Below are 24817 nucleotides of genomic sequence, written 5' to 3' on the forward strand. Positions count from 1 at the left end.
TTACCTACGAGGCGCACTTCACCTTGTCCGCCGTGGACTTGTCGACCTCCGGCGCCTTCGACGGAGCGGTGAGGGACACGCCCGCACCCTTGAAGTCCTTGCCCAGAGTCAGCGTCATCGCCGGTAGCCCCTGGGAGTTGGTCACGCTCTTGCCGGGCTTCATCGCGGATCCGGACAGACCCATGATCGCGGCCAGCCTGCGTGCCTGGGCCGCCTGGTCGGGCCCGTACTCCAGCGTGGTCCTGCCCAGTGCCGCCGGGGCGTTGCCCGCGTTCTCCGACTTGAGCACGCCCTCGTCGTTCTGCAGCCACTGGAGGGTCTCCTGCGCGCTGCCGGACGGGGCGCCGCCGTTGAGGATCCGCACCCGGACCTCGGAGGCCGCGGCCTTGGTGCCCTTGAGGCGGGCGGCCTGGGCGTCCTTCTGGGCCTTCTGCTTCTTCTTCACCTCGGTGAAGGAGACGTCGTTCTTGATCGCGTCGAAGACCTCGGGCGCCGTGGTCTGGTTGACGACGACGGTCGCGTGGACCTTCTCCGCCGGGTTGTCGATCACCGGCACCGTCAGGAAGCTGATGTTCTTGGTCGGCACCTTCTTCAGCTCCAGGGCCACGTCCTTGAGCGTGCTGACCTTGCCGATGCCGGTGTCCACGGTCAGCGCCTTGGTGGCGGCCTCGGCCAGCTCCACGAGCTTGGTCGGGTCGGTCAGGGTGTCGCCGGAGGACATCTTGCGCATCAGCGAACTCAGGAACTGCTGCTGCACCTTGATCCGGTCGAGGTCGCCCTGGTTGCCGAAGCTGTGCCGGGTGCGGACGAAGGCGAGGGCCTGCTCGCCCTCCACGACCGACTTGCCCGCGGGCAGTTTGAGGTGCGACTGCTTGTCGTTGACGGGGTGCGCGAGGCAGACCTGCACACCGCCCACCGCGGACGTCAACGTCTTCACCGCGTTGAAGTCCGCCATCATGAAGTGGTCCACGTGGATGCCGGTGACCGCTTGGACGGTGCGCATCGTGCAGCCCGGGTCGCGACCGTCCTGGCCCAGGCTGGTGTTGAAGCGGACGTTCCGCGTGCCCGGGATGACCTTGTCGGTGCCGTCCTCCTGCTTCGTCGGGCAGTCCGGCACGTTCACGATCAGGTCGCGCGGGATGCTCATCGCGGTGGCGTTCGTCCGGTCCTTGGCGACGTGCAGCAGGATGTTGGTGTCGGCGTGCCCGACGCTGCCCTGGTCGCCGTAGCCCTCGTTGCCCTTGCCGGTGCGCTTGTCGGTGCCGATGATCAGAATGTTGAAGGCCTCGTCCTTGCTGAACCCCTTCGAGCCCGCGTCACCGACGTCCGTCGTGGTGACGTTGCCCTCCAGGTGCTTGAGGTAGAGGTAGGCGGTCGCGCCCGCGGCGATCAGCACGAACGCCATGGTGCCGCCGGTCCACATCAGGACCTTCTTGACCTTCGACTTCTTCTTCACCGGCCGCCGGTTGCGGCGCCCCGGCAATGGCTCGGGCTCGCCGCGGCGCCTGCGCTGCGGCGGCACGTCACCGTCGGGCGACTCACGAGTCTCCCGGCCCGGCTCGCGCGTGTCCCGGCCCGGTGCCTGGCGTGTCTCCCGGCCCGGCGCCTGGCGCCCCTCCCGCCCCGGTGCGCCGGCCCGGTCCCGCGGCCCGCCACCGGGACGGCCAGAGCCGCGTGTTCCGGATCTACGGGGACCGGGTACCGCCGACTGCGGTGTGGAAGGGCTCAGTCGCAGTTCGTATTCGCCTGTGTTCGGATTGAGCACCCACTGGTCTGCGGGATCGATGTTGTCCGCCCGCCCACGGCTTTGCGCGTCCACGGTTGTCCGAATCCTCCGTCGGGGCCACGCGGCGCCTTCCCCCCTACAAAGGCGCTCGGGTCTCGGTCAATCAGTGCACGGCTCCAAGAAGGTTCTCGTGGTTGGGTGCACCGGGTCGCTCACACTATCCGCCCAGTTCAGCGTCAAGCGACGGCGGTGACAAATTCCACGTCCCTACAACCGGGCAATCCGCCGCATTTTCCTGAAGCGAAGTTCGCGGCCTTGGTGGGTGCTTTACTCGCAGCTGTCCTCGGCGGCCGTGTTTCCGCGGAACGTGGGAGCGGTGGAGGGGGTGTCGGAAGCGTCCCCGTTGCTATCCGAATTACCACTCTTTGTTGTCGATTCCCCTGGAATCGACTTCGCGACCGTCACCGGCTTGTCGGCGCGCAGCAGCGCGAACAGCTTCTCCGCCTCGGGCTCCACGAGTTGATCGCGATTGAGGTCGTAGACGTACGACTCCCGCGGAACGGTCAAGAACTGCACATGTTCGGTGGGGATGTCCCGCAGCCCGCGCACCAGTTGGTACAAACCGCGCAAACTCGCCAGTTCCGGATCAGTGGTGAGCGCCGACGTGGCCGCGTCCAGGACGGGATAGAGCTTCACCGGGTTCAGCAGGACATCACCGCTGCGCACCTTGTTGACCAGTGCCCCGAGGAACTGCTGCTGCCGGTCCATCCGGTCGGTGTCGCTGCCGTTGCCGAGCGACTTGCGGACCCTGACGTAACCGAGCGCCTGCTCTCCGTCGAGGGTGACCCGGCCCGCGGGCAGCTTCAGCTTGGCCGCCTTGTCGTCGATGGGCGCCTTCAGGCACACCTGCACACCGTCGACGGCGTCGACCATCTCCTTGAACCCGTGGAAGTCCACGACGACGTGGTGATCGATCCGAACGCCGGTCAGCTTCTCGACGGTACGGATGGTGCATGCCGAACCACCCATAGCGAAGGCGTAGTTGAACATCGTGAAGGTCGGCGCGGTACGGCGGCCGTCCGCCCGCAGGCAGCCCGGCACGTCCACCATCAGATCGCGGGGGATGGACACGGCGGTCGCGCTGCGCCGGTCGTGCGCCAGGTGCAGCAGGATCGTGGTGTCGGACCGCTCGCTGCCCAGGTCCTTGCCGTACTTCCCGTTGCCGTCCCCCGCCCGGGTGTCGGACCCGATCAGCAGGATGTTCTGCGCGCCGCGCACCAGGGCGGTGGGCCGCTCCCGCTCGTACCGGGCGAGCTCGGCCGCCGCCGCTTCGTCGGGCGTGATGTTGGCGCTGAGCTTCGCGTACACGGCCCAGCCGCCGCCGGCGGCCGCGAGCACCAGGACGCCCAGGCCCAGGGCCGCGCCCCGCACCCAGCGTCGCCGGCGCCTGCGTATGAGCCCGTCGCCGGTGGCTGAGGCACCCGCGCCGGGACCGAGGGTGCCTCCAGAAGGCGTACCTGCGGTGTCGGTCACGTCTGGGCCACCCCTCATGGCGTACGAGCGTGTCGTCCTGCTCTTACGACCATGGCCCCGAGCGGGCGCCGAGGGCGGGCGGTGTTACTCCGAGTGGGTGACAGTCAGTGCCGGGACGCGGTCACTCGTTCGCTCTCGATCCGCTTGGCCAGCGCGTCCTCGCCCAGCTGCTCCAGACGGCGGCACAGGACCACGGACCCCCCGACGGCCAGGGGCGCGTACAGCCCCGCGCTGAGGCCTTCCCAGGTGTCGTACGGCAGCCCCGACAGCAGCCGGGACCCGGGCCCCGTCAGGTCCAGCGAGGGCGCGTCGGCGCGCGCCCGCTCGACGACCTCGGCCCCCGTGTACTCCGCCCCGGCCACGATCAGGGCGGGTTCCTCGGGATCCACCGGCGCGAACGGCGCGAAGCGGTCGCCCTGGCTCGGCGCCTCGACGGCGTAGTCCACGAAACCCTCCGGCGGCTGCGGGAAGCGCCCGCCGAGCGGCCGCAGCGCGAGGGCGACCCGCTCCCCGCGGCAGGCCCGCGCCGCCTCCAGCGAGTCCGGACCGCTGACCACGACGTCGGCCGCCGCCGGGTCGCCCGCCACGTCCGCGATCGCGCCCACCGACGAACACGCCAGCAGCCACACCGCGGTCTGCCAGTGCGCGGGCAGCAGCAGCGCGACCCGGTCGCCGGGCGCGGCCGCCAGGTCGCCCTGGAGGAGGTTCGCCGTCTTGGCCACCCAATTGGCGAAGGTGGCCACGGACAGTTCGACCCGTTCGCCGGTGGCGTCGTCGTAGAAGGTCACCAGGGGGCGTCCGGGGTCCGCGGCGAGCGCGGAACGCAGCAGGTCGGCAGGGGTGCGATCGGTGGCATTCACCCGCGCAAGCGTACGCGGCGCCCAAGCCGGGCACCGGGTGGCGGGGCCACTGGCTCGGACAGATCAGACAGATCAGACAGAGGTGACAAGTGCGGCTGCTCGCAGGCCCCGTGCGTCATTCGCGGTATCCACCGCTACCACGTGCGGAGGGAAGCTCGGGCTCTACGGGGCCAATCCGCGAGGAAAGACATACCTGAAGTCCGGCGGTGGCAATCTCTTCCCAAAAGGGGAAGAACGTACGACTGAACGTGATCTCCGGCCATCGGGACGGGTTCGCCACGGACTGCCCGAGCAGGCGGCTCCACGCCAGGCTCGGCTCGGCCCGTTCCACCGCGGCTCGCCACCCAGGGCGCCGAGGCCGGGGCGCGCGTTCACCGCCGTCGGGGGCAGCCGGGGGAAACCGCACGCGGATGACGCGGAACACCGCGCGGCCATCGAGGGCGCCGTCGCACGGTCTGCATACACTGGCCGGCCGGAACACAGTTCGGCCGGTCCCGGCAGGAAGCAGAGACGACAGGTGACAGAAGCGATCCTCCTGGTCGGCGGCAAAGGCACCCGGCTGCGTCCGCTCACGGTGCACACTCCCAAGCCGATGGTTCCGGCGGCCGGAGTCCCGTTCCTCACGCACCAGCTGGCGCGGGCGAAAGCGGCCGGCGTGGACCACATCGTGCTCGCGACGAGCTATCTGGCGGAGGTCTTCGAGCCGTACTTCGGCGACGGTTCGGCGCTCGGCCTGCACATCGAGTACGTCACGGAGGACGAACCCCTCGGCACGGGCGGCGCGATCCGCAACGTGGCCTCCCGTCTCCACTCAGGTCCGGACGACCCCGTACTGATCTTCAACGGGGACATCCTCACCGGGCTGGACATCAGGGCGCTGGTGGACACGCACGCGTCGACGGGCGCGGACGTGTCCCTGCACCTCACGAAGGTCACGGACCCGCGCGCCTACGGCCTGGTCCCCACCGACGACACGGGCCGCGTCCTCGCCTTCCTGGAGAAGCCGCAGACGCCGGAGGAGATCGTCACCGACCAGATCAACGCCGGGGCGTACGTGTTCCGGCGCTCGGTCATCGACACGATCCCGTGCGGCCGCGCGGTGTCGGTGGAGCGCGAGACCTTCCCCGAGTTGCTCTTGGCCGGTGCCCATCTGCAGGGCATGGTGGACTCGACGTACTGGCTGGACCTGGGCACCCCGGCGGCCTTCGTGCGCGGCTCGGCCGACCTGGTCCTGGGCCGGGCCCCGTCACCCGCCGTCCCGGGCCGCTGCGGCGACCGTCTCGTCCTGCCCACGGCCACGGTGGCCCCCGACGCCAAGCTGACCGGCGGCACGGTGGTCGGTGAGGGCGCGTTCGTCGCCGAGGGCGTCCGGGTCTTCGGCAGCACGATCCTGCCGGGCGCCGTGATCGGCCCCGGCGCCGTCATCACCGACTCCCTCATCGGCACCCGCGCCCGCGTCGGCGAACGCTCCGTCCTCACCGGCACGGTCATCGGCGACGGCGCGGTCGTCGGCGCCGACAACGAACTCCGCGAGGGCGTACGGGTGTGGTGCGACGCGCAAATCCCGGCGGGGGCGCTCCGCTTCTCTTCCGATCAGTAAAGGGTGGGTGATTGGGGGTCCGGTCCTTGGCGGCTGCGCCCTCAAACCCCCTGCTCTAGCCGTAGCTGCGGGCAATCGTGCCTCCCCCAAGCTCTTCGAGCAGGGGGGACCCCCAGGCGGCACGGGTGGGCGCAGCGGCGCCCCGTCAGCGCCGGGCCGCGCGACCCACCCCCGCCCAGCGGCAGCTCCGAGCACCCCCGAAGCCGACCCGAACGCAGCTCACAACCGGCCGATATCGCCGCGAGGCATCCGTGGGGCCCTCCGCGCCGGCGTTTTCCCGCTCAGCAGGATCAAGCGGGCCGCCCGATGCCGTTGCCCGGCATACGGCTCCAGCAGCTCCAGCATGACGGAGTCGTCCGCGTGCCGGTCCCCGGCGAGCGCCCACCCCACGATCCCCGGCAGATGCAGGTCCCCGACGGTCACCGCGTCCGGCGCCCCATGACTGCGCTGCACGGTCTCCGCCGACGTCCAGGGCCCGATCCCCGGCACGATCTCCAACCGCGCCTGCGCCTGCGCCGGCTCCATCCGGACCGCCTCCTCAAGCCGCGCGGCGACCCGCACGGCCCGCAGGATCGTCGACGCCCGCTTGTTGTCGACGCCGGCCCGATGCCATTCCCAGGACGGAATCAGCGCCCAGGTCCGCGGCTCGGGCATCACCCACAACCGCCCGTCCACGGGCCCCGGGGCGGGCTCCCCGAACTTCCGCACCAGCAGCCGCCAGGCCCGGTACGCCTCGTCGGTCGTGACCTTCTGCTCCAGGATCGAGGGGATCAACGACTCCAGCACCAGCCCGGTCCGCGTCAGCCTGAGTCCCGGTCGGCGATGCCGGGCCAGCGCCACCAGCCGGTGCCGCGGCGCGAACGCGTCGGCATTGTCGGCGGCACCCAGCAGGTCCGGCAGCCCCTCCAGCAGCCACTGCGCCCCCGGCCCCCACGCCTGCGCGCGCACCTCACCGCCGTGCGCCGCGACCCGCAGCGTCCCCGGACCGGCGGGCGTCCGGCTGGCCCGCCACACGCTCCCGTCCGGCGTCGTACGGAACGTCGGATCCGCGGGTCCGCGCCGCAGCGGCCCGAGCACCAGCCCCAGGTCGAGCGGCCCCGCCGGCGCCCAGGTCCGTACCCGGCCCGGCGCCACGGCCTGCCGCGGCAGCCCCGGCGTCGCGGGCACGGCGACATGGCCACCGCGCACGGTCGTACGCGTGGGCCGCGGAGCGAAACGTCCTGACACGGATGAGATCCCAGGGAGGCCGGAGCGGAGTGGTGCCGGAGCGGTAGGAGGTGACCGAGGCGAGCGAGGTGAGTGGGGCGAGCCACGAGGTTCGCCCTTCGAGCCTAGGGGGTCGTACGCCCCGGTGGCCTCACCTCACGCCCCCTCACGCCCCCTTACGTCACCTCACTTCGATGAAGGCCCCGGCCTCGCGCGCCGGGCGCGGCCGCGGGTCCTCGGCCGGACGTCCGATCGCCACCGCCCCCATCGGATCCCAGTTCTCCGGCAGCCCGAGCGTCTCGCGCACCACGTCCCGGCAGAACATCGTCGACGACACCCACGCGGAACCGAGCTGCTCACCGGCCAGCGCGATCAGGAAGTTCTGCACGCCCGCGCCCGTGGCGACCACGAACATCTCCCGCTCGGCCCCGTCCCGCCGCGCGTCCCCGTAGGTGTGCGAGCCGTCCATGACGAGGCAGGGCACCGCCAGGTACGGCGCGTTGCGCAGCACGTCCCCGCGCCGGACCCGCTTGGCGATCGACTCCTCGCTCTTGCCGTCCCGGCGCAGGTCGGCGATCCAGGCGTCCCGCATGGCGTCCAGCAGCCGGGTCCGGGACTCCTGCGACTCCAGCAGCACGAACCGCCACGGCGTCGTGTGGTGCGGCGCCGGCGCGGTGACCGCCGCGGCCACCGCCCGCCGTACCGCTCCGGGGTCGACGGGCTCGTCGGTGAAGGCCCGTACGGTACGCCGCTGGGTCACCGCCTCCCGGACCGCCTCGGAGGTCCCGAGCCGGAACATGTCGGTGGCCGCGTCGCGCACCAGGGTCCGCGCTCCGTCCCCGTGGTCCTCGGCGACCAGGTGGGGCAGCCCGCGCACCACGGCGACCGGGCGCCCGGTCGCCTTGCCCTTGACGAGGTCGCCCGCGGCGGCGAGTTCGTCCGCCGTCGCGACGATCGTCGCGCTGAGCGGATTGCCGTACGCGTCCGTGCCCCCGCGCAGATCGTCCAGCACGCGTACGCCCGCGGCGCCGATCGCGACGTCCGTGAGCCCCGTGCGCCAGGGTCGCCCGAGGGTGTCGGTGACGAGGACCCCGACGTCGACGCCGAGGGTGTCGCGCAGCCCGTCCCGGATCGCCCGCGCGGACGCGTCCGGGTCCTCGGGCAGCAACAGCACCGTCCCCGCGGGGGTGTTGGAGGCGTCGACCCCCGCGGCGGCCATCACCAGCCCCTGCCGGTTCTCGACGATCCTGAGCGCCCCGCGCCGCGCCACGACCCGTACGGTCTCGGCGTCGATCGCCGCCTCCCGGTCGGCCGCCTCGACGATCCGGCCCTCCGCCTTGGACACGATCTTCGAGGTGACGATCAGCACGTCCCCGTCGACCAGTCCCGGCTCGGTGGCCGCGATCAGCTTGGCGAGGTCGTCGCCCGGCCGCACCTCGGGCAGCCCGTCCAGGGCCCAGACCCGGAATCCGCCCGCATCGCCCGCACCGCTCGCCGCGGCGGCGTCCTCGGCCACCGCGCCGGCCGTCCCCTCGGTCACCCCGCCGCTCACGCTCCGCGCACCTCCTCCGCGAGCTCCAGCGCCTCGCGGGCCATCCGGGCGGTCGTGTCCAGGTCGGTCATCATCAGCGGTACGGCCCTGCAGCGGATGCCGGCCGCCTCGATCCGCTCGACCGTACCCGCGTCCACGGTGTCGACCAGCCAGCCGTCGAGGAGCCCGGAGCCGTAGTGCTCGGCCACGGCCGCGGCGGTGGACTCGACGCCGACCGCCGCCAGCACCTTGTCGGCCATCCCGCGCACGGGCGCGTCCCCGACGATGGGGGAGAGGCCCACCACGGGCACGCCCGCCTCGGCGATCGCCTCCCGGATGCCCGGCACCGCGAGGATCGTGCCCACGGAGACGACGGGGTTGGACGGCGGGAAGAGGATCACGTCCGCCTCCGCGATGGCCTCCAGGACCCCCGGCGCCGGCTTCGACTGCTCGGCGCCGACCGGCACGACCGCCTCGGCCGGGACGGAGGCCCGCAGCCTCACCCAGTACTCCTGGAAGTGGATCGCCTTGCGCTCCCCGTCGATCTCCACCGCGACGTGCGTCTCGACGCGGTCGTCGGTCATGGGGACGAGCTTGACGCCCGGCTTCCAGCGGTCGCACAGCGCCTCGGTCACCGCGCTCAGCGGATACCCGGCGCTCAGCATCTGCGTCCGCACGATGTGTGTGGCGAAGTCCCGGTCGCCGAGCCCGAACCACTCCGGGCCGACCCCGTACGCCGCGAGCTCCTCCTTGAGGTGGAAGGTCTCCTCGGCCCGCCCCCAGCCCTGCTCCTCGTTGATGCCGCCGCCGAGCGTGTACATCACCGTGTCGAGGTCCGGGCAGACCTTGAGCCCGAAGAGGTGGATGTCGTCGCCGGTGTTGCCGATGACCGTGACGTCCGCGTCCGGCGCGGCCTTCTTCAGACCGCGCAGGAACCGGGCACCACCGATGCCGCCTGCCAGAACCACAATGCGCATGGGAGAAGTCTGGCAGGCGGGTACGACAAAGCGTCAGGCAGTCACCGGACGCGGTTCGCTGCGCGCCTCGCAGTGCGGGGTGGTGTGCATGGGCATCTCGGTCAGGCCCGGGTGGTACACGTGCAGGCTGACCGCCGGCTCCAGCGTGTCGTTGACGACCTCGTGCACATAGCCCGGGGCGAACACCCGCTGCGCGCCCGCTTCCAACGCGCACGTGCCGCGCTCGGTGCGCTCGGTCAGCGTGCCCTCCAGGACGGTCAGGACACCGGAGGAGCGGCCGTGGTCGTGCGGCTCGCTGCCCTGCCCCGGCACCCAGGACAGCAGCCACACCTCGTAGCCGGGGCCCGTGCGCAGGCGGTGGTACCAGCGGGTGGTCGCGTCGTAGCGGACGAGGTGCTCCCACTGGGAGCGGTCGGCGGCGATGGCACGGGCCAGGCCGACGAACTCGGCGACGGTGGCCGGGTGCTCGCGCGGGGGCTGGAGAAGGTGCGGCACTTCGAGGATGTCGCCGGCGATCTGCAGGTCGTTGTCGCTGTTCATCGGGGTGTGAGGTTCCTCGGTGAAGAGTGGGGGGCTGGCTGGGGTGTCGCGTACCGTCCGCCCGGATCACGGGCAGGAGGGGCGCCCGGGATGAGGGCGGGAAGGGGACAGCAGCCGAGTCGGGATGGACTCAGGGCAGCCGGAGCGCGCTTGGCTCAACAGCTGGAACAGCAACAACAGCTACAGCGAGCGCGGGCAGCACCGTGGGACCCGGCGGTGCGGGTCGAGGTGAGCGCCAAGTTCGCGAGCATGCCCACAAGGAGAGCGGTTCACACCCGCACTGTCAACTCGACGCCCGGAATGTGGGACATGTTTCACCTCATCCGGTTCATCTCCCTGATGAAAGGTTTGTTCATTCGTTCGCCAGGACACATCGCGCACATCCGGGCGCGGCGGCCTCGTTGGAACGCGATCGAACTCCAGGGCGTCCTTCTCCGTACAGGTCTGTGCGGAGCTGGTGCCCCCCACAGGGCTCGTTCTGCGTGTCAAGGTTTATGCCGATTTGAACACTTTCCGCACGGCCTTGGTTCCGCAGAGTGAATAACGGGCCCAATAGCAGATCCCGGCTTGACTCGCCCGGAGCAGCACACTTGTAATTTCACTCGTGTCGTTCAGCCCAAATCGGTATCGGCTGCGACACGGGGACGCGAAAGACAGACGAGGGGCGCACATGACCGAGCTGGTGCAGCAACTGCTGGTCGACGACGCGGACGAGGAACTCGGCTGGCAGGAGCGCGCGCTGTGCGCCCAGACCGACCCCGAGTCCTTCTTCCCCGAGAAGGGCGGCTCGACCAGAGAGGCCAAGAAGGTCTGTCTCGCCTGCGAGGTCCGCTCCGAGTGCCTTGAGTACGCCCTCGCCAACGACGAGCGCTTCGGCATCTGGGGCGGCCTGTCGGAGCGCGAACGGCGCCGGCTGAAGAAGGCCGCCGTCTGACGGGGCGCGCCGGACCTCTCCGTACATACGTAACGAACGGCCCGTAGTCGGTGGGTTATCCACAGGCGGCGGGCCGTCGTCATGCCCAGCCGATAGTGTGGTCGCTCGTCCGAGACGTCCCGCTGCCCCCTCGGGGCACAGGTGTCCACCGCAGTCCATCGAACCGGGGCCCGTACCTCGATGTCCGTGCACAGCCATACGGCAGCCCATCAAGACCCCGCTGCCGCCCCTGAGTTCCCGCGTCACGTGGTGACGGCGGTCCTCGTCGCCCACGACGGCGCCCGCTGGCTGCCCGACGCGCTCAACGGGCTGCTCGGCCAGGAGCGCCCCGTTCAGTACGCCGTGGCCGCCGACACCGGCAGCGCGGACGCCTCCGCCCAGCTGGTCACCGACGCGCTCGGCGCCGACCGCGTGCTGCACCTCGCCCGGCGCACCGGCTTCGGCCAGGCCGTCGAGGAGGCCATCCGCACGGCACCGGTCCTGACCCCGGACGAGCTGTCGTACCTCAAGCGCCCCAGCGGCTGGGACCCCGTCACGCGCACGTGGCGCGACGACGCCTACGACATGCCCGAGCTCCCGCACGGGGAGCCCGTCCAGTGGCTGTGGCTGCTGCACGACGACTGCGCCCCCGAACCCGACGCCCTCGCCCAGCTGCTGCGGATCGTCGAGAACGAGAGGGAACTCGGCCGCGACGACGTGGCCGTCGTCGGCCCCAAGCTCCGCGGCTGGTACGACCGCCGGCAGCTCCTGGAGGTCGGCGTCACCATCGCCAACTCCGGCCGCCGCTGGACCGGCCTCGACCGCCGCGAACAGGACCAGGGCCAGCACGACCACGTACGGCCCGTGCTGTCCGTCTCCACCGCCGGCATGCTCATCCGGCGCGACGTCTTCGAGGAGCTCGGCGGCTTCGACCGCCGGCTGCCCCTGATGCGCGACGACGTCGACCTGTGCTGGCGCGCGCACGCGGCCGGCCACCGTGTCCTCGTCGCCCCGGAAGCGGTCGTACGACACGCCGAGGCCGCCTCCCGCGAACGCCGCACCGTCGACTGCGTGAGCCGCACCGCCGCCTCCCCGCACAAGGTCGACAAGGCGGGCGCCGTCTACACCCTCCTCGTCAACACGCGTGCGGCGACGCTGCCCTGGGTGCTGCTGCGCCTCGTGCTCGGCACGCTCCTGCGGACCGTCGCCTACCTCGTCGGCAAGGTCCCCGGACAGGCCGTCGACGAGATCCGCGGCCTGCTGGGCACCCTGTTGCGGCCCGGACGGATCTTCGCCGGACGGCGCAGGCGCGGCCGCCCGCAGATCGACAAGGACGAGCTGCGGCCCCTGTTCCCGCCGCCCGGCGCGACCGTGCGGGCCACCGTGGAACAGGTCGCCGGAAACCTCTTCGGCGGCTCCGACCCGGAGGTCTCCTCGGCCGGCCGGCACGGCGGCTCCGTCGAGTCCGGCCCCGGCGGCGACGACGCCGACTTCCTGGAGATCGAGCAGTTCGCCCGCCTCAAGCGCATCGCCCGCAAGCCCGGCCCGGTGCTCTTCCTGGTGCTGCTGCTCGTCTCGCTCGGCGCCTGCCGCGCACTCCTCGGCAGCGGCGCGCTCACCGGCGGCGCCCTGCTGCCCGCCCCCGGCGACTCCGGCGAGCTGTGGTCCCGTTACCTGGACTCGTGGCATCCCGTGGGCGCGGGCGGCACCCCGTCCGCTCCGCCCTACCTCGCGATCGTGGCGATGCTCGCCTCCGTGCTGTTCGGCTCGACCGGCCTCGCGGTCACGGTCCTACTGATCGGCTCGGTGCCGCTCGCCGGATTCACCGCGTACTTCGCCTCCCGGCCGCTCGTCACCTCCCGGCTCCTGCGCGCGTGGGTGGCCGTCGCCTACGCCTTCCTGCCCGCCGCCACCGGCGCCCTCGCGGCCGGCCGCATCGGCACCGCCGTCCTCGCCGTGCTGCTGCCGCTGCTGGCCCGCGCGGGCGTCGCCGCCGCCGGCCTCGCGCACGCCTCGGGCGCGCGCGGCAGTTGGCGCGCCACCTGGGCGTACGCGCTGCTGCTGACCCTCACGACCGCGTTCACGCCGATCGTGTGGCCCATCGCCCTGGTCCTCGGGATCGGCGTGCTGGCCGTGCGCCGCGCCGACCTCGTCGCCCACGGCCTGCGCTTCCTGGTCCAGCTGGGCATCCCGCTCCTGGTCCTCGCCCCCTGGTCGCTGACGCTGCTCCCGTTCGGCTTCTTCAAGGAGGCCGGTCTGGAGTACGGCTCCTCGGCCGCCTCCGCCCTCGACCTGCTCGGCGCCAGCCCGGGCGGCCCCGGCACCATGGACGGCCTGATGCTCATCGGCGTCGTCCTGGCCGCGCTGGCCGCGCTGATGCGCACGGAGCGGCAGTGGGCCGTCCGGACGGCCTGGGCGGTCGCCCTGGTGGGCCTCGTCTTCGCCGTCCTGTCCAACAAGTCCACCTGGGCCGGACCCGCCACCCTCGTCTACGCCCTCGCCCTCCTGGCCGCCGCCGCGCTCGGCGCCGACGGGGCACGCGCGCGCGTGGCCGAGCAGAGCTTCGGCTGGCGTCAGCCGGTCGCCGCGCTGATCGCGTTCGCCTCCGCCGCCGGCCCGCTGCTCCTCGCCGCCGGCTGGATGATCCGCGGCGCCGACGGCCCGGTCGAGCGGCGCGACCCGGTGCAGGTGCCCGCCTTCGTCGCCGAGGAGAGCAACACCCGCGACCAGGCCCGCACTCTCGTCCTCGACAGCGACTCCGACGCGCGCGTGCGGTACACCCTCGTCCGTGGCTCCGGCGCCCGCATGGGCGACGCCGAACTCGCCGCCGCCGACGGTGAGAACAGCAAGCTCGACAAGGTCGTCGCCAACCTCGTCGCCGGCTCCGGCGCCGACCAGGTGAACCAGCTCGGCGGTTTCGCCGTGCGCTACGTCCTCGTCCACAAGGGCGCGCCCCGCGAGGTCAGCCGCGTCCTGGACGCCACGCCCGGCCTGTCCCGGCTCAGCCAGCAGGACGGCAGCGCCCTGTGGCGTATCGACCAGCAGGTCTCCCGCGCCGCCATCGTGTCCGCCGCCGGCTCGGGCACCCCGCAGGCCGTCGCCGCCGGACCCGTCGAGATCCACACCACGGTCCCGACCGGCTCCGACGGCCGGATCCTGCGCCTGGCCGACTCCACCGCCCCGGGCTGGACCGCCACCCTGGACGGCAAGCCGCTCACCCGCACCACGGTCGACGGTTGGGCCCAGGGCTTCGAACTCCCCGCGAGCGGCGGCAGGCTGGACGTCGCCTACGACGACCCGATGAGCCACACCGGCTGGCTGTGGGCGCAGGGCGCGCTCGCCGTCGTCCTGGTCGTGCTCGCCCTGCCCGGCAGGCGCCGCGACATCGACGACGACCTCCCGGAGGAGGAGTTGCCGGTGCCCGCCGAGGCCACCGCCGGCGAGGGCCGCCGGGCCCGCCGCCTGCGCGCCCAGGCCGAGGCCGAGGGGGCCGCCGAGACGGACGAGTCCGGGCTCGACGCCATGCCTCCTCCTCCGGAGGAGGCACCCGCCGCGGTGCCGCACCAGGCGTCGTACGGCGAGTGGGACACGACCGGCTACGCGGGCGACGCGTACGGCGGCTACGGCGCCGACCAGTACCAGGACGCCGGGCAGTACCAGCCGGGCGGCTACGACCAGCAGGCGTACCAGGACCCGTACCAGAACGGCCAGAACGGGCAGTACGACCCGTACGCCTACGGCGGGCAGTCGCAGCAGGCGTCGTACGACCCGACGTACCAGCAGGGCTACGACCCCGCGTACGACCCGGCGCAGTCCCACCCCCACGGCACCGGCAGTGAGCGCCCCGACGGGAGCCAGCAGTGAAGCGCACCACCCTGTCCCTGATCGCCGGCACGGCCGCGCTCGCGGCCGTCACCGGCTTCGCCGCGGTGAGCAAGCCGGACGCGTCCGGCACGCACAGCGCCGAGGCGGCGGCCCAACTGCCCGTGGAGCGCACCAGCCTGCTGTGCCCGGCGCCGAGCCTCTCCGACATCGCCGAGACCTCGTACACGTCGTTCACGCCCGTCACGAAGGGCACGGACGGCGGCGGCAAGGCCGAACTCCAGTCCGCCACGGAGGAGTCGACGCAGGCACCGGGCGGCTCGAAGGACGGCAAGGGCGACAAGAACGGCAAGAAGAAGGCGCCCAAGTCCCTGGTGACCCCCAAGACGCCCGGCACGCCGGCCACCGGCGACAGCTCCGGCTCCGACACACCCGCGCTGGTCGGCACCGCCGAGGGGAAGTTCGCGCCCGGCTGGACGGTCCAGGAGACCACGGAGATCGCCGCTGGCACCGGCCGTGGCCTGCAGGGCGTCAACTGCACCGCCCCGGACACGGAGTTCTGGTTCCCGGGCGCCAGCACGGACGCCGCCCGCACCGACTACGTGCACCTCACCAACCCGGACGACGGCCCCGCCGTGGTCGACATCGAGCTCTACGGCAAGGACGGCGCGATCAAGTCCACGGTGGGGGAGGGCATCACGGTCCAGCCGCACTCCAGCGAGCCGGTCCTGCTGTCCACGCTCGCCGCCGCGCGGGAGACCAACCTGACCGTGCACGTCAGCGTCCGCAGCGGGCGGGTCGGCGCGGCCGTGCAGGCTCTGGACGACAAGCTCGGCGGTGACTGGCTCGCGGCCTCCGCCGATCCGGCCGGCGACCTGGTCCTCCCCGGTATCCCGAAGGACGCCACGTCCGTCCGTCTGATCGCCTTCACCCCCGGGGACGCCGACGCGGACCTGAAGGTCCGCCTGGCCTCCCCGGACGGCCAGATCACCCCGGCCGGGAACGAGACGCTGCACGTGAAGTCGGGCATGACCACGGCGGTGGACCTGGGCGACGTCACCCGGGGCGAGGCGGGCTCCCTGATCCTGAGCCCCAGCGGCCGGTCCGTCCCCGTCGTGGCGGCGCTGCGGGTCGTCCGCGGCAAGGGCGCGAACCAGGAGACGGCCTTCATCCCCGCCACCGCCCCCGTCGGCACGCGCGCGACCTCCGCCGACAACAGCGCCAAGGGCACGACCCTCTCCCTCACGGCCCCCACCGGTGCCGCGAAGGTCAAGGTCACGGCGTCGGCGGGCAGCGAGGGTGGTCAGCCGGTCTCGAAGACCTACACGATCAAGTCCGGCACCACCCAGAACATCGACGCCCCGGTGCCGTCCGGTCTGAAGGGCACCTACGCCCTGACGGTGGAACCGCTCGACGGTGGCCCGGTCTACGCGGCCCGCACCCTCTCCGCGACCGAGAACGGCGTCCCCGGCTTCACCATCCAGACGCTCCCGGACGACCGCGGCACGGTGGCCGTACCGCAGGCGGACCAGGACCTGTCGATCCTGCAGCGGTAGCGCGCGGCGCGGCCGTCCACGGGCTTCCGGGGCCGGCCGTGCGGCCCGCGCTCAGTCCTCCCCGTACCGGGGATCCACCGTCTCGGGGGTGAGCCCCAGCAGCTCGGCCACCTGCTCGACGACCACCTCGTGCACCAGCGCCGCGCGCTCGTCCCGCCCCTTCGTGCGGATCTCGACGGGCCGCCGGTACACCACGACCCGGGCCCGGTGTCCGTCGCGCGCGGAAATCGTCCCCCCGAGCGGTACGGCCTCGTCGCTCCACACGTCTTCCGGCCGCCCCTCCAGGCGCGGTACCTCCAGCACCAGGAAGTCGATGTCGGCCAGCTGCGGCCACCGCCGTTCAAGACGTTCCACGGAGTCCTGCACCAGATCCGCGAACGCCTCGGCACGGCTCGCCGCGAGTGGCACCTGGGGCGGCGCGATCGGTCCGCGCATGCCCCGCCCGTGGCGATCACGACGACGAGGCCCGGGGCCGGCGGCACGGGGCGGTACACGGTTGTCCATCACCGGTGAAGCGTAGTCCTCGCGCGGCTCGGCCGCCCGACCCCCATGCGGCAACCAGGCATGTCGCGGGATGACCATTCCGGCCAACGTTGGGCTCGTTTCCGTATCTCTCCGAGACCGTCGAGCTCAAGGCATTTGACGCTGTTTGTACCGAGTGCTGACCAGAAGCGGACCCGCCCCAGGTCGGACGGAGGGCCGTCCATGCAGGTCAGCGAGGTGCGTTTCGATGGGTGTGTGCGGCGTCTCGCCACACGACACGGTGGGGTGACCTGGTGGAGAGTCGTCGCGGCCCGCTCAAGAGTGCGGTACCGTCCATCGTCGTGAGCCCTGTACGTCGCTGTTCGCGCACCGCTTGCGGCCGACCCGCCGTCGCGACGCTGACGTACGTCTACGCCGACTCGACCGCGGTCCTCGGCCCGCTCGCCACCTACGCCGAACCCCACTGCTACGACCTGTGCGCCGAGCACTCCGAGCGCCTCACCGCCCCGCGCGGCTGGGAGGTCGTCCGCCTCCTCGACGGCTCCGCGCCGGCCCGGCCCACCGGGGACGACCTGGAAGCGCTCGCCAACGCCGTGCGCGAGGCGGCCCGCCCCCAGGAGCGCGCGGCCGAGGCCGGCGGCGGGGGACGCGGTGCGGACCCGATGGAGGTCGCCCGCCGCGGCCACCTGCGGGTGCTGCGCTCACCGGACAACTGAGCGACCCCTCCCTCTCGCGTGTGACACGCTCCTTCCGCGTTCCCGCGCGCGGGACGTCCCTCCCGCTTGCGACGTGCCCTGTACGCGCGTGTCCCGCCGTACGAAGCCGGCCGCCGTGCCCGGGTCCCGGGTGCCGCGCCTGACCTGACGTCACGGCTCGGAGTCCACAGGGTGTCCGCCCAGCGGGCCGCCGTCCGGGGCGGGTAGTTTGTGGCGACCGATAGGACTTTCAGGAGGGTTGGCCGTGGCTGCTGATCTGTCGCAGATCGTGAAGGCGTACGACGTACGCGGAGTGGTCCCGGACCAGTGGGACGAGCCGCTGGCCGAACTCTTCGGCGCGGCCTTCGTCCAGGTGACCGCCGCGACCGCGATCGTGATCGGCCACGACATGCGACCCTCCTCGCCCGGCCTGTCCCGCGCCTTCGCGCGCGGCGCGGCCGCACGCGGCGTCGACGTCACGGAGATCGGCCTGTGCTCGACGGACCAGCTCTACTACGCCTCGGGCGCACTCGGCCTGCCGGGCGCCATGTTCACGGCCTCGCACAACCCCGCGCAGTACAACGGCATCAAGCTGTGCCGTGCGGGCGCGGCCCCGGTCGGGCAGGACACCGGCCTCGCCGAGATCCGTGAACTGGCCGAGCGGTGGCTGGAGTCGGGCGCCCCGGAGCCGGCCGCCGAGCCGGGAACGCTCAGCCGGCGCGACACGTTGGAGGATTACGCGGCGCACCTCCGCTCGCTCGTCGACCTGACCTCCATCCGCCCCCTGAAGGTCGTCGTCGACGCGGGCAACGGCATGGGCGGCCACACGGTCCCCACGGTCTTCGCCGGCCTGCCCCTCAACCTCGTCCCGATGTACTTCGAACTGGACGGCACGTTCCCGAACCACGAGGCGAACCCCCTCGACCCCGCCAACATCGTCGACCTGCAGAAGCGGGTCCGCGAGGAGGGCGCCGACCTCGGCATCGCCTTCGACGGCGACGCCGACCGCTGCTTCGTCGTCGACGAGCGGGGCGCTCCCGTGTCCCCGTCGGCGATCACCGCCCTGGTCGCCGCGCGCGAACTCGCCAGGAACGGCGGCGCGGGCACGGTCATCCACAACCTGATCACCTCGTGGTCGGTCGCCGAGGTCGTCCGGGAGAACGGCGGCACGCCCGTGCGCACCCGTGTCGGTCACTCCTTCATCAAGGCGGAGATGGCCAGGGCGGGCGCGATCTTCGGCGGTGAGCACTCGGCGCACTACTACTTCAAGGACTTCTGGAACGCCGACACGGGCATGCTCGCCGCCCTCCACGTCCTCGCGACCCTGGGCGGCCAGGACGGCCCGCTGTCCGCCCTCGTCGCCCAGTACGACCGCTACGCCGGGTCCGGCGAGATCAACTCCACGGTCGCCGACCAGGCGGGCCGCCTCGCCGCGATCCGCTCCGCCTACGAGGGCCGCGACGACGTCACCCTCGACGACCTCGACGGCCTCACCGTCTCCGCCGCCGACTGGTGGTTCAACGTCCGCCCCTCGAACACCGAGCCCCTCCTGCGCCTGAACGCCGAGGCCCGCGACGAGGCGACGATGAACAAGATCAGGGACGAGGCGCTCGCGATCATCCGCGGCTGACGCCGGCGCCGGGCCGCCCAAGACGGCCCGGCGCCCCGCCCCTGCTCGCCCAAGCCCTCCGCCCAGCTCCCCACGGCGGTACGCTGACCAGGCACATCAGTGCACGCCGACACCCGCCCGAAGGGACACCCCATGCCGCTCGAAGCCGGCCTCCTGGAGATCCTCGCCTGCCCGGCCTGCCACGCTCCCCTCTCGGAGCAGGAAGCCGAGCTGATCTGCACCGGTCAGGACTGCGGCCTGGCCTACCCCGTCCGCGACGGCATCCCCGTCCTCCTGGTGGACGAGGCCCGCCGCCCCGCGTAGGCCCGCGAGCGCCTCGTACGACCACGAGGCCGCACGCCCGGCGCGACGACGGGGCACAGGGCCCCGCGCAGGCACCCGCCCCACACAAACGAGCCGCCCCTCAAGGACCCCCGGCGATCGGAGGCTGCCGCCCATGCTCGACGAAGCGCTGCTCGACACCCCGGAGGGCCTCGCGGAGGCCGACCAACGAGGCCTGCTCCGCGGCGCCGCGGAGGCGGGCGCCCGGGTCCGCACCGCGGCCCGGCACGCCGTCGAGGCCGGCGTCCAGGACCTCAAGCCGGACGGCCGCCCCCGGGCGGTCCTGATCGCCGGCCCCGGCGCCGCCGCCACGCACGCCGCCGACCTCCTCGGCACGCTGGCCGGCGCCGGCAGCCCCGTCACCCGTCTGGCCCCCACCGGCGTCGCCCCGGCAGCCGGCGCCCTGCGCTGGGAACTCCCCGGCTGGGCCGGTTCCGTGGACCTGCTGCTGATCGCCACCCCGGACGGCACCGAGCCCAGCCTCGCCCTGCTCGCCGAGCAGGCCTACCGCCGAGGCTGTTCGGTCGCCGCCGTGGCCCCGGCCGGCACCCCGCTGGCCGAGGCGGTCTCCGGTGCCCACGGCCTGTTCGTCCCGATGGCGACGGCCCCCTACGACCACGACGAGCCCCTCGCCGCGTCCTCCCCGGGCGTCCTGTGGGCGCTGCTCACCCCGCTCCTCGCGCTCCTCGACCGGGTCGGTCTGCTCGCCGCCCCGCCCGAGGCCCTGGAGCAGGTCGCCGACCGCCTCGACCACATCGCCGAGCGCTGCGGCCCGGCCATCGCGACCTACAGCAACCCCGCCAAGACCCTCGCCGCCGAACTCGCCGACGCGCTCCCGGTGATCTGGACGGAGGGCACCTCGGCCGGCGCCGCGGGCCGCCGTTTCGCCGCCGCCCTCGCCGAACTGGGCGGCCGCCCCGCCCTGGTCGAGGAACTCCCGCTGGCACTCGCCGCGCACAGCGCCCTGCTGGCGGGCTCGCTCGCCGCCAGCGCCGACCCCGACGACTTCTTCCGTGACCGCGTCGAGGAGGCCCCGGCGCTGCACGCGCGCGTGGTGCTGCTTCGCGACCGCCCCATCGGTGGCCTCACCGCCGCCCCGACCGCCCGCGATCTGGCCCTCAGCCACGACACGCCGATCAGTGAGCTGGAGCCGGAGCCCGGCGACGAACTCGACACCCTCGCCGAGCTGATCGCCGTCACGGATTTCGCCGCCGTTTACCTGGCGCTCGCTTCGAGGGCGTGATCTGTACCACGACGCCCCGACCGTTCCGTGTGGCGCGGCGCGCCGACCGAACTCCCGGCGAACCGGTGTCGTACGCAGAGAAAACCGGCAGAGAGAAGTACATGGACCGCCTTGAGAACACCGTCCGCCCCTACGCCTGGGGTTCTCCCACCGCCATCCCGCAGCTCCTCGGCGCGGAGCCCACCGGCGAGCCGCAGGCGGAGATGTGGATGGGCGCTCACCCGGGCGCTCCTTCGCGCACCGCGCGCGGGACGCTCGCCGAGGTGATCGACGCGGACCCGGAGCGCGAGCTGGGCGAGAAGGCCGTGGCGAAGTTCGGTCCCCGGCTGCCCTTCCTGCTCAAGATCCTCGCCGCGGGCGCCCCGCTCTCCCTCCAGGTGCACCCCAACCTGGAGCAGGCCAAGGAGGGGTACGCGGACGAGGAGCGGCGGGGCATCCCCGTCGACGCCCCGCACCGCAACTACAAGGACGCCAACCACAAGCCCGAACTGATCTGCGCGCTCACGGAGTTCGACGGCCTGTGCGGCTTCCGCGACCCGCGGCAGACCGCCGACCTGCTCGACGGCCTCGGTGTCGACTCCCTCAAGCCGTACGTCGATCTGCTGCACGCGCGTCCCGAGGACGCGGCCCTGCGCGAGGTCCTCACCGCGATCCTCAGCGCCGACCCCGAGGAGATGGCCCACACGGTCGCCGAGGTCACGGCCGCCTGCACCCGCCTCGGCGGCGACTACGCCCCCTATGGCGAGATAGCCCACCACTACCCGGGCGACCCGGGCGTCATCGCCGCGATGCTCCTCAACCACGTCCGCCTGCAGCCCGGCGAGGCCCTGTTCCTCGGCGCCGGCATCCCGCACGCCTACCTGAACGGCCTCGGCGTCGAGATCATGGCCAACTCCGACAACGTCCTGCGCTGCGGCCTGACCCCCAAGCACGTCGACGTCCCGGAACTCCTGCGCATCGTTCACTTCGAGGCCGGCGACCCCGGTGTCCTGCGCCCCGAGGCGTCCTTCGAGGGCGAGGAGGTCTACGAGACCCCCATCGACGAGTTCCGGCTGTCCCGCTACACCCTGCCCGAGGGCGCCGCCGCCCACGACCTCACCCTCGCGACCCCGCAGATCCTGCTCTGCACGGCGGGTTCCGTGCGGGCGGGCGAGCACCGGCTGACCCCCGGCCAGTCGGTCTTCGTCCCGGCGGGCGAGAAGGCCGAGGTGACCGGAGAGGGCACGGTCTTCCGGGCCACCGTGATTGTCTGACCGCGCCTTGTGATTGTCTGACTGGGCTTGTGGATACCTGAAGCGGCGTCGCCGGGAAGGGCTGCAACAATGGCCCACCGGCAAAGGGCGGGCAAAGCCGAAGGCGCGGGCCCGGTCGGCGGCGTAGACGGATGTAGGCGAAGGGACAACGCGGACACATGAGCGCGTCAGGCGGCACCAGGGCGATCGTGGCGGCACTCGGCGCCAACCTCGCGATCGCGGCATCGAAGTTCGTGGCGTTCGCGTTCAGCGGTTCGTCGTCGATGCTCGCCGAGGGCGTCCACTCGGTCGCCGACTCCGGCAACCAGTTCCTGCTGCTCGTCGGCGGCAAGAAGGCCGAACGCGAGGCGACCCCGCAGCACCCCTTCGGCTACGGCCGCGAGCGCTACATCTACGCCTTCCTCGTCTCGATCGTCCTCTTCTCGGTCGGCGGCATGTTCGCCATCTACGAGGGCTACGAGAAGATCAGCCACCCGCACGACATCGAGCACTGGTACTGGCCCGTGGGCGTCCTCGTCTTCGCGATCATCGCCGAGGGCTTCTCCTTCCGCACCGCCATAAAGGAATCCAACGAGCTGCGCGGCAAGCTCTCTTGGGCACAGTTCATCCGCCGCGCCAAGGCCCCCGAGCTGCCGGTCGTCCTCCTGGAGGACTTCGGCGCGCTGATCGGTCTGGTCCTCGCCCTCGGCGGCGTCGGCCTGTCCCTGCTCACCGGCGACGGCGTCTGGGACGGCATCGGCACCGTCTGCATCGGTGTCCTGCTCGTCGCGATCGCCCTCGTCCTCGCCGCCGAGACCAAGTCGCTGCTGCTCGGCGAGGCCGCCGGCCTCGACGTCGTCAAGCAGATCGAGGCCGCCATGGTCGACGGCGAGACCGTCACCCGCCTCATCCACATGCGCACGCTCCACCTCGGCCCGGAGGAGCTGCTGATCGCCGCCAAGGTCGCCGTCCGGCACGACGACACGGCCGCCCAGGTCGCCAAGGCCATCAACGCCGCCGAGGCCCGCATCCGCGCCGCCGTCCCGATCGCCCGCGTGATCTACCTCGAACCGGACATCTACAGCGAGGCCGAGGCCGCCAAGGGCCCGGACCCGGCGGCCACCCCGGGCGGCCCGACGCCGCACCCGGCCGGACACTGAGTCCGTCACCGACCCCAGTCACGCCCGTGGGGCCCGCCGAGCGAATCGGCGGGCCCCACGGCCGTTCTCGTCTTCCTAGTGAACCGGCCACGGCGAGGGCGGCGCCTGCACGGCCTTCCGCCGCCGCACGGCCCACGCCCCGATCCCCAGCCCGATACCGACCAGGACCAGGACGCCCCCGAGAACCAGCGCCGCACCGAGCAGCGCGGGCGTCCTGCGGTCGTCCGTCACGCGGCCCTGCACCGCGTCCACGGACACCGTGCCGCCGTGGTCGGTCGCGTGGAAACGCGAGTCATTGGAGTTCGCGCGGTAATCGCCCAGCAGGAACAGCCGCCCCTTTGGGACCTTCACGTCGTACGACTGGTGCGCGCCGTCGGCGTCACCGCCGTACACGTACGGCTCCTCGATCGGCTTCCCGTTCACCGTCACCCGCTGTTGCGTGCCCACGGTCGTACAGCACGCGACGCGGTCCCCGCCCACACCGATGACCCGCTTCATCAGGATCCCGTCGAACCCGTAGGACTCCGGCGGCGTGAACATCACGACGTCGCCGCGCCGCACCTCGCTCCCGTCGACGTGCTCCCAGATGATCCGGTCACCCGTGTCGTACGTCGGCCGCATGCTGCTGCCCGACATGGTGGAGGCCCCGTACGCCGACCGCAGGTGAGCGAAGGTGCCGATCGCCAGCAACAACCCCAGCAGCCCCACCACGAGTGCCGAGACTCCGAGTCCCCGTCCCTTGCCCGCCATCCGATCCTCCCCTTGCGGCCCATCCGCGGCGCGCGAGGATATCGGGCCACTGTGAACTACCTGTGCACACCCGTCACTCCAACCTCAGAAGCGACCCCAGGTGGCCCGTCTCGGCTCCCGGTCACACACCGTGATCGGCGTGATGTGTTCGCTGCCGGACTGGGGACCGCGGGGGCCCGCGGTGTAGCTTGGGACGGAGCCAGACGTCGCTGCTGATGGCGGTCGGGCGGTCCCACAGCGGACCGTCCGAGGGAGAGAGGGCCTCCGACGGACTGCGCTGCGCGTACGTGGGCATGCCTGTGCCCTCTTTTCGGGCACCCCTGTCCGCCGCCGCGCAGACCAGCCGTACCCACCTCGACCCCATCCCGAGGAGCAGCTCGCAATGACGACTGTCGACAACCGACAGGACTTCAAGGTCGCCGACCTCTCCCTGGCCGCGTTCGGCCGCAAGGAGATCACCCTCGCCGAGCACGAGATGCCGGGCCTCATGGCGATCCGCAAGGAATACGCCGAGGCTCAGCCCCTCGCCGGCGCCCGTGTCACCGGCTCCCTGCACATGACCGTGCAGACCGCCGTCCTCATCGAGACCCTGGTCGCCCTGGGCGCCCGGGTCCGCTGGGCCTCCTGCAACATCTTCTCCACCCAGGACCACGCGGCCGCCGCCATCGCCGCCGCCGGGATCCCGGTCTTCGCCTGGAAGGGCGAGACCCTGGAGGAGTACTGGTGGTGCACCGAGCAGGCGCTGACCTGGGCGGACAGCCCCACGGGCGGTCCGAACATGATCCTGGACGACGGGGGTGACGCCACCCTCCTCGTCCACAAGGGCGTCGAGTACGAGAAGGACGGCAAGGTCCCCGGCCTGGAGACCGCCGAGTCCGACGAGCACCGCGTCATCCTCCAGCTCCTGCACCGCACCCTGGGCGAGAACCCCCAGAAGTGGACCCAGCTGGCCTCGGAGATCCGCGGTGTCACCGAGGAGACCACGACGGGCGTGCACCGTCTGTACGAGATGCAGCGCGACGGCGTGCTCCTCTTCCCC

The 24817-nt window shown here is 72.3% G+C and carries 20 protein-coding genes and 1 pseudogene; 12 read left to right on the plus strand and 9 right to left on the minus strand.

The features are described 5' to 3' along the window. Positions 1 to 4 precede the first annotated feature (4 nt). The 3 genes from IPZ69_RS32390 to IPZ69_RS32400 all read right to left on the minus strand — a co-directional run bounded on the left by IPZ69_RS32390 (position 5) and on the right by IPZ69_RS32400 (position 4119). A complete protein-coding gene (locus IPZ69_RS32390; RefSeq protein WP_235458220.1) occupies positions 5 to 1819 on the minus strand; it encodes an LCP family protein in 1815 nt (604 codons plus the stop codon). A gap of 234 nt (positions 1820 to 2053) precedes the next feature. Beyond that, on the minus strand, positions 2054 to 3259 hold the full coding sequence (locus IPZ69_RS32395; RefSeq protein WP_374294600.1) for an LCP family protein: 1206 nt from the start codon (positions 3257 to 3259) through the stop codon (positions 2054 to 2056). A gap of 104 nt (positions 3260 to 3363) precedes the next feature. After that, positions 3364 to 4119, minus strand: a complete 756-nt coding sequence (locus tag IPZ69_RS32400; RefSeq protein WP_235458222.1) for a TIGR03089 family protein — start codon at positions 4117 to 4119, stop codon at positions 3364 to 3366. A 148-nt stretch (positions 4120 to 4267) separates the two neighbouring features. On the opposite strand from IPZ69_RS32400, the pseudogene IPZ69_RS32405 reads away from it, so the two are divergent. Together IPZ69_RS32405 and IPZ69_RS32410 are read left to right on the plus strand one after the other, a co-directional pair. After that, positions 4268 to 4472 (plus strand): annotated as a pseudogene (locus IPZ69_RS32405) (N-acetylmuramoyl-L-alanine amidase); the annotation flags it as partial. Between the two features lie 164 nt (positions 4473 to 4636). Continuing rightward, a complete protein-coding gene (locus tag IPZ69_RS32410; protein ID WP_235458223.1) occupies positions 4637 to 5719 on the plus strand; it encodes a nucleotidyltransferase family protein in 1083 nt (360 codons plus the stop codon). A gap of 219 nt (positions 5720 to 5938) precedes the next feature. Here the strand turns inward: IPZ69_RS32410 and IPZ69_RS32415 are convergent, their stop codons facing one another. The 4 genes from IPZ69_RS32415 to IPZ69_RS32430 all read right to left on the minus strand — a co-directional run bounded on the left by IPZ69_RS32415 (position 5939) and on the right by IPZ69_RS32430 (position 9973). After that, complete coding sequence (locus IPZ69_RS32415; protein WP_235458224.1) at positions 5939 to 6946, minus strand: DNA-3-methyladenine glycosylase family protein; 1008 nt, start codon at positions 6944 to 6946, stop codon at positions 5939 to 5941. Positions 6947 to 7106: 160 nt separating this feature from the next. Continuing rightward, positions 7107 to 8441 carry a coenzyme F420-0:L-glutamate ligase gene (locus IPZ69_RS32420; RefSeq protein ID WP_235458239.1) on the minus strand — a complete coding sequence of 445 codons (1335 nt, stop codon included), beginning with the start codon at positions 8439 to 8441 and terminating at the stop codon, positions 7107 to 7109. A gap of 32 nt (positions 8442 to 8473) precedes the next feature. Beyond that, positions 8474 to 9433 (minus strand): 2-phospho-L-lactate transferase, encoded by a 960-nt coding sequence (cofD, locus tag IPZ69_RS32425; protein WP_235458225.1) that lies wholly within the window; start codon positions 9431 to 9433, stop codon positions 8474 to 8476. 33 nt (positions 9434 to 9466) lie between these two features. Continuing rightward, entirely contained in the window at positions 9467 to 9973 is a 507-nt protein-coding gene (locus IPZ69_RS32430; protein ID WP_235458226.1) for a cysteine dioxygenase, read from the minus strand. Positions 9974 to 10643: 670 nt separating this feature from the next. Here IPZ69_RS32430 and IPZ69_RS32435 point away from each other — a divergent pair. The 3 genes from IPZ69_RS32435 to IPZ69_RS32445 all read left to right on the plus strand — a co-directional run bounded on the left by IPZ69_RS32435 (position 10644) and on the right by IPZ69_RS32445 (position 16264). Continuing rightward, positions 10644 to 10907: a WhiB family transcriptional regulator gene (locus IPZ69_RS32435; protein ID WP_003975777.1), complete on the plus strand. Its 264-nt coding sequence runs from the start codon at positions 10644 to 10646 to the stop codon at positions 10905 to 10907. A gap of 180 nt (positions 10908 to 11087) precedes the next feature. Further along, positions 11088 to 14750 carry a glycosyltransferase family 2 protein gene (locus tag IPZ69_RS32440; protein ID WP_235458227.1) on the plus strand — a complete coding sequence of 1221 codons (3663 nt, stop codon included), beginning with the start codon at positions 11088 to 11090 and terminating at the stop codon, positions 14748 to 14750. After that, complete coding sequence (locus IPZ69_RS32445; RefSeq protein ID WP_235458228.1) at positions 14747 to 16264, plus strand: DUF5719 family protein; 1518 nt, start codon at positions 14747 to 14749, stop codon at positions 16262 to 16264. Before IPZ69_RS32440 ends, IPZ69_RS32445 begins: the two co-directional genes overlap by 4 nt. A gap of 51 nt (positions 16265 to 16315) precedes the next feature. On the opposite strand, the gene IPZ69_RS32450 is transcribed toward IPZ69_RS32445, so the two are convergent. Continuing rightward, positions 16316 to 16768, minus strand: coding sequence for a metallopeptidase family protein (locus IPZ69_RS32450; protein WP_235458240.1), 453 nt, complete (start codon positions 16766 to 16768; stop codon positions 16316 to 16318). 272 nt (positions 16769 to 17040) lie between these two features. On the opposite strand from IPZ69_RS32450, the gene IPZ69_RS32455 reads away from it, so the two are divergent. From IPZ69_RS32455 to IPZ69_RS32480, 6 genes are all read left to right on the plus strand, one after another. Continuing rightward, complete coding sequence (locus IPZ69_RS32455; RefSeq protein WP_235458229.1) at positions 17041 to 17463, plus strand: DUF3499 domain-containing protein; 423 nt, start codon at positions 17041 to 17043, stop codon at positions 17461 to 17463. A 244-nt stretch (positions 17464 to 17707) separates the two neighbouring features. Beyond that, the gene (locus IPZ69_RS32460) at positions 17708 to 19072 is read left to right on the plus strand and encodes a phosphomannomutase/phosphoglucomutase (protein WP_235458230.1); all 1365 of its coding nucleotides are present in this window, start codon (positions 17708 to 17710) and stop codon (positions 19070 to 19072) included. A 132-nt stretch (positions 19073 to 19204) separates the two neighbouring features. After that, entirely contained in the window at positions 19205 to 19375 is a 171-nt protein-coding gene (locus IPZ69_RS32465) for a Trm112 family protein (protein ID WP_235458231.1), read from the plus strand. 133 nt (positions 19376 to 19508) lie between these two features. Next, on the plus strand, positions 19509 to 20636 hold the full coding sequence (locus tag IPZ69_RS32470) for an SIS domain-containing protein (RefSeq protein ID WP_235458232.1): 1128 nt from the start codon (positions 19509 to 19511) through the stop codon (positions 20634 to 20636). A 101-nt stretch (positions 20637 to 20737) separates the two neighbouring features. Continuing rightward, a complete protein-coding gene (gene manA, locus IPZ69_RS32475; RefSeq protein ID WP_235458233.1) occupies positions 20738 to 21889 on the plus strand; it encodes a mannose-6-phosphate isomerase, class I in 1152 nt (383 codons plus the stop codon). Between the two features lie 158 nt (positions 21890 to 22047). Further along, positions 22048 to 23028, plus strand: a complete 981-nt coding sequence (locus tag IPZ69_RS32480) for a cation diffusion facilitator family transporter (RefSeq protein ID WP_235458234.1) — start codon at positions 22048 to 22050, stop codon at positions 23026 to 23028. 75 nt (positions 23029 to 23103) lie between these two features. On the opposite strand, the gene lepB is transcribed toward IPZ69_RS32480, so the two are convergent. Next, the gene (gene lepB / locus IPZ69_RS32485; protein ID WP_235458235.1) at positions 23104 to 23778 is read right to left on the minus strand and encodes a signal peptidase I; all 675 of its coding nucleotides are present in this window, start codon (positions 23776 to 23778) and stop codon (positions 23104 to 23106) included. A gap of 382 nt (positions 23779 to 24160) precedes the next feature. Between lepB and IPZ69_RS32490 the strand changes: the two genes are divergently transcribed. After that, a partial coding sequence (locus IPZ69_RS32490) for an adenosylhomocysteinase (protein WP_235458236.1) occupies positions 24161 to 24817 on the plus strand: 657 nt, incomplete at its 3' end.

Source organism: Streptomyces olivochromogenes, assembly GCF_021538895.1.
Taxonomy (GTDB): Bacteria; Actinomycetota; Actinomycetes; order Streptomycetales; family Streptomycetaceae; genus Streptomyces; species Streptomyces olivochromogenes_A.

What these genes read in the sequence shown, in the direction of transcription:
- cofD (WP_235458225.1), bottom strand. Translation starts at nt 9,433, where the DNA reads ATGCGCATTGTGGTTCTGGCAGGCGGCATCGGTGGTGCCCGGTTCCTG.
- IPZ69_RS32430 (WP_235458226.1), bottom strand. Translation starts at nt 9,973, where the DNA reads ATGAACAGCGACAACGACCTGCAGATCGCCGGCGACATCCTCGAAGTG.
- IPZ69_RS32435 (WP_003975777.1), top strand. Translation starts at nt 10,644, where the DNA reads ATGACCGAGCTGGTGCAGCAACTGCTGGTCGACGACGCGGACGAGGAA.
- IPZ69_RS32440 (WP_235458227.1), top strand. Translation starts at nt 11,088, where the DNA reads ATGTCCGTGCACAGCCATACGGCAGCCCATCAAGACCCCGCTGCCGCC.
- IPZ69_RS32450 (WP_235458240.1), bottom strand. Translation starts at nt 16,768, where the DNA reads ATGGACAACCGTGTACCGCCCCGTGCCGCCGGCCCCGGGCCTCGTCGT.
- IPZ69_RS32465 (WP_235458231.1), top strand. Translation starts at nt 19,205, where the DNA reads ATGCCGCTCGAAGCCGGCCTCCTGGAGATCCTCGCCTGCCCGGCCTGC.
- IPZ69_RS32470 (WP_235458232.1), top strand. Translation starts at nt 19,509, where the DNA reads ATGCTCGACGAAGCGCTGCTCGACACCCCGGAGGGCCTCGCGGAGGCC.
- manA (WP_235458233.1), top strand. Translation starts at nt 20,738, where the DNA reads ATGGACCGCCTTGAGAACACCGTCCGCCCCTACGCCTGGGGTTCTCCC.
- IPZ69_RS32480 (WP_235458234.1), top strand. Translation starts at nt 22,048, where the DNA reads ATGAGCGCGTCAGGCGGCACCAGGGCGATCGTGGCGGCACTCGGCGCC.
- lepB (WP_235458235.1), bottom strand. Translation starts at nt 23,778, where the DNA reads ATGGCGGGCAAGGGACGGGGACTCGGAGTCTCGGCACTCGTGGTGGGG.